The organism is Streptomyces sp. NPDC050560, assembly GCF_044457285.1.
In the GTDB taxonomy this organism is placed as follows: Bacteria; Actinomycetota; Actinomycetes; order Streptomycetales; family Streptomycetaceae; genus Streptomyces.
On sequence record NZ_JBITGT010000005.1, the window covers coordinates 169,571 to 184,585 of the forward strand.

The window sequence follows — 15,015 nt, forward strand, 5'->3', positions numbered from 1 at the left end:
CCCTGCTGCTCCGTTCAGGGATCGCCACGGCGCGATGCGGTTGTCGGTCGTCCCAGCGGGCCTCAGTCGATGAATATCAGCGTGTGTGACGTTCTCTTCTCTGCCCAGAGTCTCCCATGACCGGCTGGGCCTTGACCCCGAATTCTGGACACGGGATATGCGGCTTGTGTCAGCGTGGTTGATGTGTGTTGGAGGGCGTTTTCGAAGGTGATCGGTGATCGTTGTCCGAGGTGGGTGTGTCGTCGTCGGGTGTTGTGGCGGTGGAGCCGTCGGAAGGCGTCGAGTCGCGCCTCGCGCTCGGTGGACCAGCTCTTTCGTCCTTGCAGGGTCTCGCGTTTGAAACTCGCGTTGAAGGACTCGGCGAGTGCGTTGTCCGCGCGCATGTGGTCGGCGATCGCCCGGCCGATCAGGTCCGGCGCCTTGGCCGCAGCAGGGTCGGGAACGGTGGTGCGGTGTCGGCGGCGCAACCGGACCCCTTCGATCCTGAACGTCCGCATGATCCTGGCGACGCGCTTGTGGTCGAGCGCCTCACCGCTCCTCTCGCGGAGCTCGGCGGTGAGGCGCGGGCAACCGTAGGTGCCGTCCGACTCGTGGTGTACTTCGCCGCCTTCCGCAGGATCTCGCGTTCCTCCTCCAGCTCGCGGATTTTCTTCCGCAAGGCTGCGTTCTCCGCCTCCAGCGGCGCCGGCGGCTGAGACGGTTCCTGCGTCCGTCGTCCCCGCGGGCGGCTTACTCCGGCTGCCCTCACCCAGTTCCGCAGGGTCTCCGGGTTGATCCCCGGATCGGCCGCGACCGACCTGATCGTCGCTTCCGGCCGCGACTCGTACAACGCGACCGCGTCCGCCTTGAACTCCGGCGGGTAGTTCTTCATGACCACGAGACGTCCGTCCTCAGATCCTCAGGATTTAGCGTCTCGTGTGTCCAGGATCAGGGGTCAAGGCCCACACCGGTCACGGCCAACCAGGGCATCTCAACAAGATCGTGTTACGCGCTCTTAGGCGCCCGGTTCCCTTTCCCGCTCCCGCAGATACGCCTCCAACTCCGCGGCCCCCGACAGCATCGACCGGCCGCGTGCCGAGAGCCGCGTGTGCCAGTCGTGCAGTGCCGCGCCCAGGGGTTCGAGGCCGCCCGCCGAGCGCACCTGTGCGATCAGTGCCGCGATCCGCTCCAACGGGTAGCCGCCGCGCCGCAGTTGGTGGGCGAGCCGGGCGTCGCGCACATCGGCCTCGCCGTAGACGCGGTACCCGGTGCGCGGATCGCGCTGCGGGCGCACAAGTCCGGCCTGCTCCCAGGCGCGCAGTGTCGCGGGCCCGATGCCCAGCCGTGCTGCAAGCGGCCCGATGAACATGTCGCCGGGCGTGGACGCCACGGCAGCTTCGACCGGCGGCGCGGTGTCCAGGTCCCGTAGCGCGCCCTCCACGGCCCCCAGGGTCCGCCGGTCGTCGAGGAGTTGGGCGTGGCTCTCGTCGATGAGCCGGAACGCCTCCTCGGCGGCGCCCTCGTTCACCGCCCGCATGACCGACGCCGCCGTCCGGTGGCCGTGGCCGGGCACCAGGGCGAGGAACGCGCGCAGCGCCGCCGAGTGCAGCGGGGTGTAGGCGCGGTGGCCGGCCGCGGTGCGGGCGGCGGGCGGGAGGATGCCGGCCTCCTCGTAGTTCCTGACCGCCTGCGTCGAGAGACCGTGCCCACGCGCCAGATCGACCGGCCGCAGCCGTCGGCCGTTTTGAAGGTTTCGACCCATAGCCCCGCCATTTTCGCGCGAAAGTTTACACCGAAAGTTCAACGATACCGTTGAAGCCATGGCTACCGACATCAGGGACACCACCAGCGCCGTCGACGCCGCCGCCGTCCTGGGACTGCTCGCCGACCGGCCCCGACTGCTCGCACTCGGCGAGCCCACCCACGGCGAGGACACACTCCTCGACCTGCGCAACCGACTCTTCAGGCAACTTGTCGAGGAGGCGGGCTACCGCACCATCGCGGTCGAGAGCGACTGCCTCGCGGGACTCCTCGTCGACGAGCACGTCACCTCGGGCGCGGGCACGCTCGACGACGTCATGGAACACGGCTTCAGCCACGGCTGGGGCGCCTTCGCGGGCAACCGCGACCTGGTGTCCTGGCTGCGTACCCACAACGAGGGCAGGCCCGCCGACGAGCAGGTGCGCTTCGCCGGTTTCGACGGCCCGCTGGAGATCGGCGCGGCCGCGAGCCCCCGGCAGGCCCTCACCGCGCTCCACACCCGTCTCGCGGCCCTGGTCGACGCCGACCTGCTGCCCTGCACCGCGCGGACCCTCGACCGCCTGCTCGGCCCCGACGAGCGTTGGACCGAGCCCGCCGCGATGCGGGACCCGGCCCGGTCCTTCGGACGGTCCCCCGAGGCCGGGGAGTTGCGGCTCGTCGCCGCCGACCTGGCGGCGCTGCTCGACGAGTACACCCCGCAACTCCTCGCGGCCGAAGGCACCCGGGAGTGGGAGCGGGCGCGGCTGTACGCGCGCACCGCCACGGGGCTGCTCCGCTACCACCACGGGGTGGCCGACACCTCCCGGGCCAGGTTCGCCAGACTCGTCGGGACGCGCGACCAGATGATGGCCCGCAACCTGCTCGCACTCGCCGACCGGGGTCCGGTACTCGTCAACTCCCACAACTCCCATCTGCAACGGGAGAAGAGCAGCATGCGGATGGACGGGAAGCGGCTGGAGTGGTGGAGCGCGGGCGCCCAGGTCGGCGCCAGGCTCGGCGGGCAGTACGCGTTCGTGGCCACCGCGCTCGGCACCCTGCGGCACCGCGGGGTGGACACACCGCCGCCCGACACCGTCGAGGGGCTGCTGTACGCGCTGCCCGAGGACCAACGTCTCGTCGACACCCGACGGCTCGCCACCGCCCTCGGCACCGAGCCCCCCGCGCCCCGCGTGTCCCCCTGGTTCGGCTACGCCCCGCTCGACCCGTCCCACCTCATGACGACCGACGCCCTCGTCTTCGTCAGGGACGTGCCGGCCGGCTAGGGAGTTTTCGCCACGGGCCCACCTGCGGTGCGGGGTCTCCGGCCGTGCAGGACAGGACCTGGGCCGAGTGCCGCTCCCGCCCGCGTCCAAGTAATCAGGAGTGTCCCGCCAACTGCCGCCACAGTGCCTCCTCGACCGGGGTCGGCGGCACCTCGGGGACCAGCCGCTCGGGGTGCCCGGGGGCGGGGCCCGCGCACCGGGCGCCCGTACAACCGCGGCCCGTACACCCCGCGCTCGTACAACCGGCCCCCGCACCCATCCAGTCCAGTGGGAGCAGTGCCCCGAAGACCCCGGCAAGGGCGGCGACACCGGGCGCGAGCCCGTTCGCCACCACGCGTGTCCATCGCCGCATCGGCTCGCCCGTTCCCCTCCCCGGACCGTGCTCCCGGCCCGGACATCCGCAGTCCCGGCCAGAAGATTCCCCGAGCGGCCTAGAGGATGCCTTGGGTATGGCGTGAGAACGGGGGCGGCATGCGAACGGGGCCGGTGCGCGCGGTGTTTCGCGCGTACCGGCCCCGGCTGTCCGCGGCCGTCACCCCCTCCCGGGGGCCACGGCTAGTGCCCGACGGGAGCGGGACCCTCGGGCCCCTGCCCGGGCCCCTCGGCGCCACCGGCCGCCCCGGCGGCCGCCTTCTCCGGCTCCTCCTTGGAGAACGCCGCGGCCTGCGTGCGCAGCGGCACCTCCTTGATGAGCAGGGAGAGGAGGAAGGCGACGACCAGCACCCCGGCGCCGACCAGGAAGGCCACCGAGATCGAGTTGGTGAAGCCCTCCTTGAACGGATGGGCCAGGTGCGGGTCGAGCTTCGTCAGGAACGACGTGTCGTTGAGCGCGGCCGTGTTGGCGCCCGTGAGCTGCTTGAGCTGGTCCGGGTGGGCCTGCGCGGCCTGCTGGAAGGCGGGGGTGTGCTGGGCCGCGCGGAACGCGTCCGAGATCTTGCCGACCACCAGCGAGTAGACGATGGACAGGAACACCGCGACGCCGACGGTGCCGCCCATCTGCCGGAAGAAGGTGGTGGACGAGGTCGCCACCCCGATGTCCCGCGGCGGCACCGCGTTCTGCATGGCAAGCACGATCGTCTGCATGTTCAGACCGAGCCCTGCGCCGACGACGAACATCGACACGTCGATGTACGGCAGGCCGCTGTCCGCCGACACCCGCCACAGCATCAGCATGCCCGCGACCAGCAGCACACAGCCGATCACCGGGAAGATCTTGTAGCGCCCGGTGCGCGAGGTGACCTGGCCGGAGATCAGCGAGAACAGCATGATCCCGAGCACCAGCGGCAGCGTCAGCAGACCCGCCTTGGTGGGGGAGTTGCCCTTGACGAGCTGAAGGTAGAGCGGCAGCAGCGTGATCCCGCCGAACATGCCGATACCGATGATGAACGACTGCGCGGTGCCGACCGCGAACACGCCGTTGCGGAAGAGCCGCAGCGGCAGCAGCGCGTCGTCGCCCGCGCGCCGCTCGGCCAGCAGGAAGCACACGATGCCGACGGCGCCGATGATGTACGAGGCCAGCGAACGGCCCGAGCCCCAGCCCCACTCGCGGCCCTGCTCGGCGACGACGAGCAGCGGGACCAGCGCGATCACCAGGGAGGCCGCGCCCGGGTAGTCGATCTTGTGGTCGCGGCGCACGTGGTCGAGGTGGAGCACCTTGGTGACGACGATCAGCGCGGCGATGCCGATCGGCACGTTGATCAGGAAGATCCAGCGCCAGCCGTCGATCCCGGCGACCTGCCCCGCACCGGCGAGCGCACCGCCGATGACGGGTCCGAGCACGCTCGACGTACCGAAGACGGCCATGAAGTAGCCCTGGTACTTGGCGCGTTCACGCGGCGGGATGATGTCGCCGATGATGGCGAGCGCCAGCGAGAACAGGCCACCGGCGCCGATGCCCTGGAAGGCGCGGAACGCGGCCAGCATGTACATCGATGTGGACAGCGTGCACAGCATCGAGCCGACCACGAACACGGATATCGCGAACATGAAGAACGGCTTGCGCCCGTACTGGTCGGACAGCTTGCCGTACAGCGGCGTCGCGATCGTCGAGGTGATCAGGAACGCGGTGGTGACCCACGCCTGCGCGGTGAGCCCGTTGAGGCTCTCACCGATCTTGTAGATGGCGGTGGAGACGACGGTCTGGTCGAGCGCGGCGAGGAACATGCCGAGGAGCAGTCCGGACAGGATCACCAGGATCTCGCGGTGGCTGTAGCCGCCGGGTGCTGCCTGCTCTGGGGCGCCTGCCCCGGCGGAGGCCGACGCGGCGCCGGCGGTTGACGTCATGCGTGTGTTTCCTTTCGGGACGCCGGGTTGTCCCGGTTCCGGTCCTTGCCGGCGAGCACGTTCTTGTACGTGAGGGCGTCGTCGAGGAACCGCTTGAGCAGCGTGGCCAACTGCTCCCTGTCCCCGTCGTCCCAGTCGCTCAGCATCTGCTCGTAGTGCATGTTGCGGTCTTCTTTGCGGGCGTCGACCGCCGCGCGGCCCTCGTCGGTGGGGACGAGGACGCTGGCGCGCCCGTCGACCGCGTCCGCGTGCCGTTCGAGGAAGCCGTCCTTGACGAGCTGCGAGACATGCCTGCTCACGGTGGACGGGTCGGACTGCACGGACTGCGCCAGCTCCTTCACCCGCATCGGGCCGTGCGCGACGACCTCGGCGAGGAGCAGCAGCGTCGACCAGTCCACGTCGTGGCGGGCACGGTCGATCATGTACTGGCGGGTCTTGATGAACATCTGCATGAGCCGTTCGACGGCCTCGGCCAGATGCGCCGTACCGCTCGGCCGGGGGGACGCGTCCTCGGCGTCCTCAGCACCCTGGGACGGAGCCCGCCGCCCCGCAGGTACGGCCGATATGTCGGTCATGCTCCCGCTCCTTCGATGGTTGCAGCACGCAACTGCATGCGCCCTGCAAGCATATCCCGCAGGAGGGAGCGTTCGAACCGGTTGGCGAAGCATCGAGCGTGTATATGAGCGCCGCACACCGTCCGGCCCGGCGGCCCCCACGGGTCACGCCCGGGTTTTACGTTCCTTATGGCGGGGTCAAGTCCGCAGGTGCGGGGCGCGTGCCCGAAGCACCCGTTTCACCGCTCCCGGCCCCCACGGACGGGGCGCCTCCGGCGGACACGGGACGGATGTGGTGCTTGTCATACTCCCTGTCCGAGTCGGCCGTACGGGTGACGCTCCCGGCCCGGGGGCTCGGGGCCGCCCACACCCCCTCGGACGTGTGAGCCGCGGCAACTGGAGGGGGATCGGGTCCCGGGAAGCCCTCCGCGCTCCGCACGCTCTCGGTCTCCGGCGCTGGGCTTGATCCGGCCATCCTGGGAGAGCCGTATCCACCCCTCGCCCAGGCTGTGGGCCCCCCGACGCCGTACACCCTGGCCAAAAACAGACAACACCGCCCAATGGGCCACGACCTGGGCTTGACGGGCATTCGGTGCCACCGTTCAAATGCTCCGTTACGCCAGAACGCGCTGACGGGGTGGGGAACACCATGGCACTTGACAGCCCGAAACTGAGCAAGGTCCTCCAGGACATCGCCTCGGGCAAAATGCAGCTTCCGGATTTCCAGCGGGAGTGGAAGTGGAACGACACGGCCATCCGCGAGCTGATCGCGACCGTGACCCTCGACTATCCGCTGGGGGTCGTCATGACCCTGGAGACCGGTGGCAACTCGCCCTTCCGCCCGCGCACGCTGACAGGTTCGCAGGCGGCCGACACCACCGTCCCCGACCTGCTCCTCCTCGACGGGCAGCAGCGCCTCACCTCCCTGTTCCAGGCCCTCTACCTGGACCAGCCGGTGTTGACGACCGACGACCGCAGGAAGCCCCTGAAGCGCTGGTACTACGTCGACATCGCGAAGGCCCTCGGGTCGGCTGCCGACCGTGACGCGGCCATCGTCTCCGTGCCGGAGGACCGGGTGCTGCGCTCGGACTTCGGCCGCCGCGCCGACCTCGACCTGTCCACCCCCGAACTGGAGTGGCGCCAGGGCTACTTCCCTCTGCACGCCGTCTTCGATGCGGAGCGCATCAGCAAGTGGCAGCAGGGCTTCGTCAAACACGACGACGACAACTGGCCGGTGTGGGCCCGCTTCCAGGAACTGGTCCTGAAGAACGTGCAGTCATTCCTCATCCCCATGATCAAGCTGGAGGCCGGGACGCCCAATGACGCCGTGTGCTCGGTCTTCGAGCGTGTGAACACCGGCGGAGTGCCCCTGGACGTGTTCGAACTGCTGACGGCCACCTTCGCGGGCGACCGCGCGTACGAGCGCGAGCACGGCGACTACTACCGGCTGCCCGACGTGTGGGACCAGATCGTGCAGGACCTGTCCACCGCGCACCCGGTGTTCGGCAGGGCAGGCAACGGCGGCGGCGCCGGGATCACAAGCAGCGACTTCCTCCAGGCGGTGGCGCTGGTGCTCACTTGGGAACGCAAGCGGCAGGGCAGGACGGCCGCCGTGTCCTGCAAGCGGCGCGACCTGCTGGAGCTGCCGCTCGACGACTTCGTACGGCTGGGACCCCAGGTGGCCGCCGCGTTCCGCTGGGTCGGCGAGTTCCTCTACAAGCAGTGCATCGTGCGCCCCGACGACCTGCCGTACCGCACCCAGCTCGTGCCGCTGGCAGCCGTACGCACCGTCCTCGGCGCGGCGGCGGAGAAGCCCCGGGCGTTCGACCGGCTGACCCGGTGGTACTGGTGCGGAGTGCTCGGCGAGAAGTACAGCGGCTCCACCGAGAGCCGGTTCACCCGGGACCTGGAACAGCTCCTGGAGTGGGTGCCGGAGGAGTCCGTGGGGGCGCCGGTCCCCGACACCATCACGGAGGCCGTCTTCGTCGCGGACCGGCTCGACACCCTCACCACCCGCAACAGCGCCGCGTACAAGGGAATCTACGCGCTGCTCGTGAAGCAGGGCGCCGTGGACTGGTACTACAACGCGGAGCCCCTCAACCCCGGCCTGATGCTCCAGTACGCGGTGTGGGTGCGGCAGATCTTCCCCAAGGGGTGGTTCGCCCGGCACGCCCCCGAGGACAGACGGGCGGGCTCCATCGTCAACAAGACGCCGCTGTCCTATCGCGCGAGCCGCGGCATGACCGGCTCTCCTGCCGCCTATCTGAAGACGCTGGCCGCCGAGTCCGGCATCAGGTCCGAGTGGTTCGACGACGTCGTCGCCACCCATCTGATCGACCCGCAGCACCTGCACGAGGGCGACTTCGAGCGCTTCTACGCGGACCGCTCCCGGCAACTGCTGGAACTCGTCAACACGGCGATGGGCAAGCGCAGCGTCCACCGCGACGCCTCGGACAGGTGAGCCGACCGTGACCGAGTCCCAGCGACCCACCACCGACGCCCTGCTCGCGCTCAAGGGCACCACCGTCACCCTCACCGACCTGCTCGCCCTCTTCGGCGAGCGCCGTCGGACCTACCGGACCGTCCCCGTCATCACCGACGCCCTGCGCGTCGCGGGACTGGCCACCGTGCCGTCCTTCGCGACCTGCGGGCGGAACGCGTCACTGCTGGTGATGGCCGAGGAGACGGCGCGCCCCGGACCGGGGGCGGACGGGGGCGCGGCAGGGAACGAAGGAGACGAGGCGGACCGTGCCGCCCACACGGGCACGGACGAGGACTCCGGGAACCACGGGGACGACGAGTCGGAACTCGCCGCCGGAACCCTGCCCCAGCACTCCTTCAAGGTCGGCGACATCCCCTGCGCCACGGCCGGCCTGTCCTCCGTGGAGCCGAACCAGGCCCTGCACCAGGCCACGTACGTCATGCAGTCGAAGAACTACTCGCAGATCCCGGTCATCGTGGGCGACCGGGACCTACGAGGGGTGCTCACCTGGAGTTCGATCGCGATTGTGTACGCCTCCGGGCAGACACCGACGCTGGCGAAGTGCATGACCAAGGAGCCGTTCCCGGTCGTCGAGACCCACAGCAGCCTCTTCGCCCATCTGCCGATGCTCACCGAGCACGGCTATCTGCTGGTCAGGCGCAACGACGGCAGCTTCTGCGGGATCATCACCGCCACCGACATCACCAACCGGTTCCACGAGACCGCGCTGCCGTTCTTCCTCGTCGGGGAGATCGAGTACTGGCTGCGCCGGTGGCTCGGCGGGAGACTCGGGCCCGACGCCATCAGGGCCGTGCAGCAGAAGAACAAGCAGACGGGCGACATCGCGGACCTGATGTTCGGCGGCTATGTGCAACTGCTCAACGTCAACAGCCCCAACCCCCAGGTGTGCGCCAACGCACGGGCCAACTGGAGCACCATCGGCTGGCACACCAACCACGCCCACTTCGTGCAGGACCTGATCCACGTCAAGGACATCCGCAACCGCATCGCCCACTTCGACAGCGATCCCCTGCCCGAGGACAGCCTCGGCCGCCTCCGCGAGTTCTCCGTCCTGGTGAAGTCCCTGGTGAACTGAGCGACGACACCACACCACGAACTGCGGAGACGCGCCGTCGCCCGCCCCACCAGCCGGTGTGCCCCGCCCGCGTCCACGCGGCGCGGGCAGGTGTCACGGCCAGGTGCGCTCGACGCCCTCCGCACCGACTGCGTACGCGGCCGGACCGCCCTTCTCGACCGCCCGGTGGATCGCCGCACGGCAGACGTGGAGGCGTTCGACCATGGCGGCGGTGCTCAACTGCTGGTTGTTCAGGTAGAAGAGGACGGCCGACCTGTCGCGCACCGGCTCGATCTCCAGGTCCCGGGACTTGATCCGGCCGTCCTTCGACAACGGTACCCACCCCTGATCCAGACCGTGGGCGATCCATTCCGGGTCGGGGATGTCCTGTGCGTCGGTGGGAAACACCTCACCGATGCGGTGAACGGCCCAGCCAAGAGCGCGCAGTTCCTCGGCGACGCGGCGTCCCAGGTTCCGGTCGAGGAAGAACTCATGCCGCAAGGCTGATCACTGCCCGGCGCAACTCGTCCACCTGGTCCGGTTCCATGTCGTACTCGTACGCGATGTTCTCAACGGACTCGCCCGCCTCCCAGAGGTCGATCAAAGCCTTCACGGGTACCCGGTTGGCTGCGACGACGGGCAGGCCGTGCCCGAAGCGCGGATCGAGGAGAACCGGGACCGTGTCGCCGTACTGCTGGAGCTGGAGGCTGGAGGGGAAGTCGTCGTCCGCCTCCCACGACAGGTACCGCAGGTACCGGTCCACGACCTCCCGGATTGGGGCCTGCCCGTCCCGCGCCCGTCGCAGATCATCAAGGCCGTGCTCGACGAAGATGTCCACTCCGTCGGTGGCGATCCGTCGCGAGACGAGGCCGTATGGGGTTCCGAACGCGTCACGGACCGCCTCCGCCGCCTCCCGGATCTCGCGCATCCGCAGCCCCATCGTGCGCAGCGACCGCAGAACATACGCCTCCGCGACAGCGACGAAGGGTACGGACGGTTGCCCGGAACGTACCGGTTCGACCTGGTGCACGAGAGGCGCCCCGGCCGCCTTGCCGTTCAACCAGTCGCCGAGCGTGGACGGAGGAATCTGGAGATGAAAAGAGGTCTCCGCCTGAGTGAGGAGCCCTTCGGTGAATCTGTCAGTCACACCCGTGTCCCTCCGTTGGCCCTGTTCAGGGATCATTCCACAGCTGGTGCCCCGCCCGTGACACCTCGCACCTTCTCGTCGCCCCGCCGCCCCCCGCCCCGGCTCCACCGCGTGCCGTCCCGTGTGGGAAGGGGCACCACGCGACCCGGCGGGGGGTCTCGGGCCGCGTGGTGGTCAGGGGGTGGGGGTGGTTCTTGGAGGTGGGGACCAGCCCAGGGGGTTGATGGGCAGTTCCGCCGTCACCGTGAAGCCGCCGGACGGGGGGCGGTCGGTGGTGAGGCTGCCGCCGGCCTTTGTGAGGCGTTCGGACAGGCCCGTCAGGCCGTTGCCCTCGGTGTGCGGGGGGCGGGGGGCGGCGGGGGTGCCGTTGTCGGAGATGGTGAGGCGGGCGTGGTGGGGGGTCGCGCTCAGGGCGATCTCGCAGTGCGTCGCGTTGCTGTGCCGGATGACGTTGGTGGTGGCCTCCCGGACGACCCAGCCGAACAGCGCCTCCGCCTCGGGCACGAGCGGCGGCCCCGAGCGGTGCACCGCCGCGGTGGTGTCCGCGGCGGTCAACGCGGAGCGCGCGCGGTCCAGTTCGGTCTTCAGGGTGCCCTGGCGGTAGCCCGTGACGGCCTGGCGGATCTCGGTGAGCGCCTGTCTGCTGATCGTCTCGATGTCGGCGACCTGGGTGGACGATCGCTCCGGGTCCCGGTCGGCGAAGCGGCGCGCCGCCTCCGCCTTGACCACGATGACGGACATGGTGTGGCCGAGCAGGTCGTGCAGGTCCCGGGAGAAGCGCAGCCGCTCCTCCTCCACGGCGTGCCTGGCCAGTTCGTCACGGGCCAGCCGCAGCGCCCCGATCGCCTCGGACAGCGACAGCATCGCGGCCGTCACCATCGTCGAGATCGCCGTGGCGTACGCGATGCCGAGCCCGCTCCACAGCCCGTGGCGGCAGGAGATGGTGGCGGCGAGCGCGGTCACGGTGGTGGCGAAGGAGCGCAGCCGCCTGCCGCGCATGGCCGCGCCCGTCGCCAGGCCAAGCAGGGGGAAGAAGAACAGCGCGCTGTCGCCGAGGAGTATGGCGGACGCACAGGTCACCCCCGTCATCAGGCTGAGCGCAAGCCGTGTCGCCGGCGCCTCGCGGGTGCTCTCGCGCACGGAGCGCAGGACGACGAAGACGTACAGGGAGTCGAAGAAGACGAGACCGAGCCCCCAGTACCCGGGGCTGTGCCCGCCGCCCTGGAACTGGAAGAGGTTCACCAGGACGCCCATCCCCAGCAGCAGCCACGGCAGCAGGGCGATACCGGCCGGGGGCGGGGCCTCGGGCGGCCGCCCGGGTTCGCGGGGGGTGGTGCCACGCGGATCGCGCATGTCTCTCGTGCCCCGTCAGTGCTGTGTCGCGGTCCGGCGGTACGACGTCACCGCGTACGAGCCGAACGCCAGGAGCCAGACGGCCAGGAGGCCGACCGCCTTCAGGGCGGGGGCGTGTCCCGCGGCGACCGCCGTGCCCAGTTCCTGGAAGTGGTGGGTGGGGGTGTAGCCGGCCACGCCGCGCAGCCAGCCGGGGAAGATGCTGATCGGGAACCACAGGCCGCCCACGACCGCGAGCCCCATGTTGCAGATCATGTTGGTCACGTTGGTGGCCTGGACGGTCATCCGGTAGCCGTTGCCGAGGCCGAGCAGGGTGAACGGGATCGAGCCGAGCCACAGCAGCAGCGCGATCGACACCCACTGCCAGGCGCTCATGCGCACCCCGTTGACAAGACCGCCCGCCAGCAGGACGACGCAGATCGCGGGCAGCACCACCACGGCGCCGGTCAGCGCCCGCCCGGCGACCACCTGGCGGGACGCCATCGGGGTCACCCGCAGTTGCCGCAGCCAGCCGATGGCGCGGTCCTCCGCGACGCCGCCGCCCGCGTTCAGCGCCGAGCCGACCGCGCCGTACGCGGCCATGCCGACCGTGTACGTGGTCTGCCAGTCGCCGACGCCCTCGATGCCGACGTGGGTGAAGAGCAGGTACATCATCAGCGGCATGGCGATGCCGCCGGTGATGAACCCGGTGTCGCGCAGCGTCCTGCGCACTTCCAGCTTCAGATAGTCCAGCATCACGCCACCGCCTGCTCGGGAGCCGTAAGCGCCAGGAAGGCGTCGTCGAGCGACGCCGGGGAGACCGCCAGGTCGCGGATGGCGCCCAGGTGTGCGAGGGCGACCACCGTCGCGTCGGAGTCCTGGGTGCGCAGATGCGCCCGGCCGTCGGCCAGGTGGACCGACTGCACACCGGGCAGCCCCTTGAGCGTCGCGGTGTCGAGCGCCCCCGGGTCGAGGGTGACGAGGCTGCCGCCCACGGAACGGCGCAGATGCTCGCCGGTGCCGTCCGCGATGATCCTGCCGTGGTCCAGCACGATGATGCGCTGGGCGTTGTCGTCCGCCTCCTGGAGGTAGTGCGTGGAGAAGAGGACGGTGTGGCCGCGCTCCGCGTAGGCGCGCATCGACTCCCAGAACACGTGTCTGGCCTCCACGTCCATGGCGGCCGTCGGCTCGTCGAGCACCAGCAGCGAGGGGTTGCCCGCGAGCGCCATCGCGAACCGGACGCGCTGGGTCTGACCGCCGGAGAGCCGGTCCACGCGGCTGTCCGACAGCTCGGTGATCTCGGCAAGCTCCAGCGTCTCGGCGACCGGCAGGGGCGCCGGATAGCGCCCCGCCACGAAGGTGACCAGCTCGCGGACGGTGACCCGGGGGACCGCCCTGGCCTCTTGCAGCATCGCCCCCGTCAGGCCTCTGCGGGTGGCGCGCGCCGGTGAGGTGCCGAGGAGTTCGACCTCGCCCTCGTCGGGCTCGTTCAGACCGAGTAACAGGGAGATGGCCGTCGACTTCCCGGCGCCGTTGCGCCCGAGGAGCGCGACCGTCCCGCCCTGCTCGATCCGCAGGTCGACGCCGTCCACGGCGCGTACGTCCCCGAAGGTCTTGACCACCGACGTGAACGCCACGGCGGGGGGTGCTCCTGTCTTCTCATGCATGCTCCCGACGCTAGGCAGTGCGCCCCGCCCCGCGGCAGATTCCTCTGTACGGGCTTCGGCATGACAATTGTCATGGACGATACGAACGGTCTCCGTGCTCTCCAGGGCGCTTCGAATCCTCCGCGCGAGGCTGGGGCTCCCAGCGGCGAGTGGAGGTAGACGGCCGGTGAAGATCCTTTTCGCGACGTCGGAGTGGCCAGGACACTACTTCTGCATGGTGCCCCTGGGCTGGGCCCTCCAGGCGGCGGGCCACGAGGTCCGCGTCGTCTGCAAGCCGTCCCAGGTGCCGGCGCTCGGCGGGGCCGGTCTGACCCCCGCCCCCGTCGGGGACGGCCCGGACCTGGCGCTGCTCACCCGGGTGGTCCACCACACCGAGGTCTCCATGGGCCTGCGCCCGCAGCACGGTCCGCTGCTGAACCCGTTCACCGGCCGCCCGCTGGGCGAGCCGGGTGAGCCCGACATCGCCGTCGAGGGCCCGAAGTTCTTCCGCGAAACGGCCGAGGCCGTGCGCCGCGGCTGCGACAACATCGTGGCGTTCGCCCGCGACTGGCGCCCCGACCTCGTCCTGTACGACGTGATGGCCGCCGAGGGCGCGCTGGCCGCGCGCGTGGTGGAGGTGCCGTCGGTGCTGTGCGCGCCCGGGCTCTTCGGCACGGTGGAGACGGAGAAGGCGCTCGACGTCGGGCCCGCCGACCCCGTCGAGCACTTCGACAGGTACGGGGTCGGCCCCTGGGGGCGCCACCGCGTCGAGTACATCGTCGACCCCTCGCCCGACCGCGCCGTCCCCCCGCTCGCCGGGGCGCTGCGGCTCCCGGTCCGCTTCGTGCCGTACAACGGCCGGGCCGCGGCGCGCCCCGGCGCGGTGCCCGCGCGCGGCGGGCCGCGGGTCTGTGTGCTGTGGGGGAACTCGGCCACCCGGATGTTCGGCCCCCGGGTGCCCGGGCTGCGGCACGCGCTTGAGGCCGCCGCCGACCTCGCGCACGACGTGCTCTTCGTCGCCGGGGCCGAACAGGTCGAGGCGCTGCGGCCGTTCCCCGGCAATGTGCACCCGCTGCCCGGCCACCCGCTCCACCTGGCGCTTGAGGGCAGCGACCTGTTGATCGACCACAGCAGCGACAACCCCATCATGAACGCCTTCGCGGCCGGTGTGCCCCGCCTCGGCCTCGCACTCAGCGACGACCACTTCGCCTACGGGCGGCGCAGCGACGCCCTGGGGGTGTCCAGGACGCTGCCGGGGCTCACGGCCTCCCGCGAGGAGGTGAGGGCGGCCGTCGGGGAGATCCTCCGCACCCCGCCCCTCAGGGAAGCCGCCGCCGGGCTCAGAGCCGACGTCCTCGCCCGACCCGCGCCCTCCCGGCTGGTGCCCGTGCTCGAACGGCTGGCCGCGGCCGGATCGCTCGGCCCCGACGACGTCACGTACGCGGTGCCCGCGCCACGCTCCTAGCGCGCAGCACGACCGCACCTGCCACGGCC

General features: G+C 70.6%; 13 protein-coding genes and 1 pseudogene. 4 read left to right on the forward strand and 10 right to left on the reverse strand.

Annotated elements, in window-relative coordinates; genetic code table 11:
- Positions 1-161 precede the first annotated feature (161 nt).
- Together ACIBIW_RS12945 and ACIBIW_RS12950 are read right to left on the reverse strand one after the other, a co-directional pair.
- A pseudogene (locus tag ACIBIW_RS12945) lies at positions 162-877 on the reverse strand (transposase); the annotation flags it as partial.
- A gap of 117 nt (positions 878-994) precedes the next feature.
- Complete coding sequence (locus ACIBIW_RS12950; protein ID WP_399335148.1) at positions 995-1,741, reverse strand: TioE family transcriptional regulator; 747 nt, start codon at positions 1,739-1,741, stop codon at positions 995-997.
- A gap of 58 nt (positions 1,742-1,799) precedes the next feature.
- On the opposite strand from ACIBIW_RS12950, the gene ACIBIW_RS12955 reads away from it, so the two are divergent.
- On the forward strand, positions 1,800-3,002 hold the full coding sequence (locus ACIBIW_RS12955) for an erythromycin esterase family protein (protein ID WP_399335150.1): 1,203 nt from the start codon (positions 1,800-1,802) through the stop codon (positions 3,000-3,002).
- 94 nt (positions 3,003-3,096) lie between these two features.
- Here the strand turns inward: ACIBIW_RS12955 and ACIBIW_RS12960 are convergent, their stop codons facing one another.
- The 3 genes from ACIBIW_RS12960 to ACIBIW_RS12970 form a co-directional block, all read right to left on the reverse strand.
- Entirely contained in the window at positions 3,097-3,354 is a 258-nt protein-coding gene (locus ACIBIW_RS12960) for a DUF6059 family protein (protein WP_399335153.1), read from the reverse strand.
- Between the two features lie 203 nt (positions 3,355-3,557).
- A complete protein-coding gene (locus tag ACIBIW_RS12965; protein WP_399335155.1) occupies positions 3,558-5,285 on the reverse strand; it encodes an MDR family MFS transporter in 1,728 nt (575 codons plus the stop codon).
- Complete coding sequence (locus tag ACIBIW_RS12970; protein ID WP_399335157.1) at positions 5,282-5,860, reverse strand: MarR family winged helix-turn-helix transcriptional regulator; 579 nt, start codon at positions 5,858-5,860, stop codon at positions 5,282-5,284. Before ACIBIW_RS12970 ends, ACIBIW_RS12965 begins: the two co-directional genes overlap by 4 nt.
- A gap of 628 nt (positions 5,861-6,488) precedes the next feature.
- On the opposite strand from ACIBIW_RS12970, the gene ACIBIW_RS12975 reads away from it, so the two are divergent.
- Positions 6,489-8,300 carry a DUF262 domain-containing protein gene (locus tag ACIBIW_RS12975; protein WP_399335159.1) on the forward strand — a complete coding sequence of 604 codons (1,812 nt, stop codon included), beginning with the start codon at positions 6,489-6,491 and terminating at the stop codon, positions 8,298-8,300.
- 7 nt (positions 8,301-8,307) lie between these two features.
- On the forward strand, positions 8,308-9,417 hold the full coding sequence (locus ACIBIW_RS12980) for a CBS domain-containing protein (protein WP_399335161.1): 1,110 nt from the start codon (positions 8,308-8,310) through the stop codon (positions 9,415-9,417).
- A gap of 93 nt (positions 9,418-9,510) precedes the next feature.
- Here the strand turns inward: ACIBIW_RS12980 and ACIBIW_RS12985 are convergent, their stop codons facing one another.
- From ACIBIW_RS12985 to ACIBIW_RS13005, 5 genes are all read right to left on the reverse strand, one after another.
- Positions 9,511-9,897, reverse strand: a complete 387-nt coding sequence (locus ACIBIW_RS12985; RefSeq protein ID WP_399335163.1) for a toxin-antitoxin system, toxin component, PIN family protein — start codon at positions 9,895-9,897, stop codon at positions 9,511-9,513.
- The gene (locus tag ACIBIW_RS12990; protein WP_399335165.1) at positions 9,887-10,543 is read right to left on the reverse strand and encodes a DUF433 domain-containing protein; all 657 of its coding nucleotides are present in this window, start codon (positions 10,541-10,543) and stop codon (positions 9,887-9,889) included. Before ACIBIW_RS12990 ends, ACIBIW_RS12985 begins: the two co-directional genes overlap by 11 nt.
- A gap of 174 nt (positions 10,544-10,717) precedes the next feature.
- A complete protein-coding gene (locus ACIBIW_RS12995; protein WP_399335167.1) occupies positions 10,718-11,896 on the reverse strand; it encodes a sensor histidine kinase in 1,179 nt (392 codons plus the stop codon).
- A 15-nt stretch (positions 11,897-11,911) separates the two neighbouring features.
- The gene (locus ACIBIW_RS13000) at positions 11,912-12,631 is read right to left on the reverse strand and encodes an ABC transporter permease (RefSeq protein ID WP_399335169.1); all 720 of its coding nucleotides are present in this window, start codon (positions 12,629-12,631) and stop codon (positions 11,912-11,914) included.
- A complete protein-coding gene (locus tag ACIBIW_RS13005; protein WP_399335171.1) occupies positions 12,631-13,542 on the reverse strand; it encodes an ABC transporter ATP-binding protein in 912 nt (303 codons plus the stop codon). The genes ACIBIW_RS13000 and ACIBIW_RS13005 overlap by 1 nt, the downstream gene beginning before the upstream one ends.
- Before the next feature lie 166 nt (positions 13,543-13,708).
- Between ACIBIW_RS13005 and ACIBIW_RS13010 the strand changes: the two genes are divergently transcribed.
- Entirely contained in the window at positions 13,709-14,986 is a 1,278-nt protein-coding gene (locus ACIBIW_RS13010; RefSeq protein ID WP_399335173.1) for a nucleotide disphospho-sugar-binding domain-containing protein, read from the forward strand.
- Positions 14,987-15,015 lie beyond the last annotated feature (29 nt).

What these genes read in the sequence shown, in the direction of transcription:
- ACIBIW_RS12950 (WP_399335148.1), bottom strand. Translation starts at nt 1,741, where the DNA reads ATGGGTCGAAACCTTCAAAACGGCCGACGGCTGCGGCCGGTCGATCTG.
- ACIBIW_RS12955 (WP_399335150.1), top strand. Translation starts at nt 1,800, where the DNA reads ATGGCTACCGACATCAGGGACACCACCAGCGCCGTCGACGCCGCCGCC.
- ACIBIW_RS12960 (WP_399335153.1), bottom strand. Translation starts at nt 3,354, where the DNA reads ATGCGGCGATGGACACGCGTGGTGGCGAACGGGCTCGCGCCCGGTGTC.
- ACIBIW_RS12965 (WP_399335155.1), bottom strand. Translation starts at nt 5,285, where the DNA reads ATGACGTCAACCGCCGGCGCCGCGTCGGCCTCCGCCGGGGCAGGCGCC.
- ACIBIW_RS12970 (WP_399335157.1), bottom strand. Translation starts at nt 5,860, where the DNA reads ATGACCGACATATCGGCCGTACCTGCGGGGCGGCGGGCTCCGTCCCAG.
- ACIBIW_RS12975 (WP_399335159.1), top strand. Translation starts at nt 6,489, where the DNA reads ATGGCACTTGACAGCCCGAAACTGAGCAAGGTCCTCCAGGACATCGCC.
- ACIBIW_RS12995 (WP_399335167.1), bottom strand. Translation starts at nt 11,896, where the DNA reads ATGCGCGATCCGCGTGGCACCACCCCCCGCGAACCCGGGCGGCCGCCC.
- ACIBIW_RS13000 (WP_399335169.1), bottom strand. Translation starts at nt 12,631, where the DNA reads ATGCTGGACTATCTGAAGCTGGAAGTGCGCAGGACGCTGCGCGACACC.
- ACIBIW_RS13005 (WP_399335171.1), bottom strand. Translation starts at nt 13,542, where the DNA reads ATGCATGAGAAGACAGGAGCACCCCCCGCCGTGGCGTTCACGTCGGTG.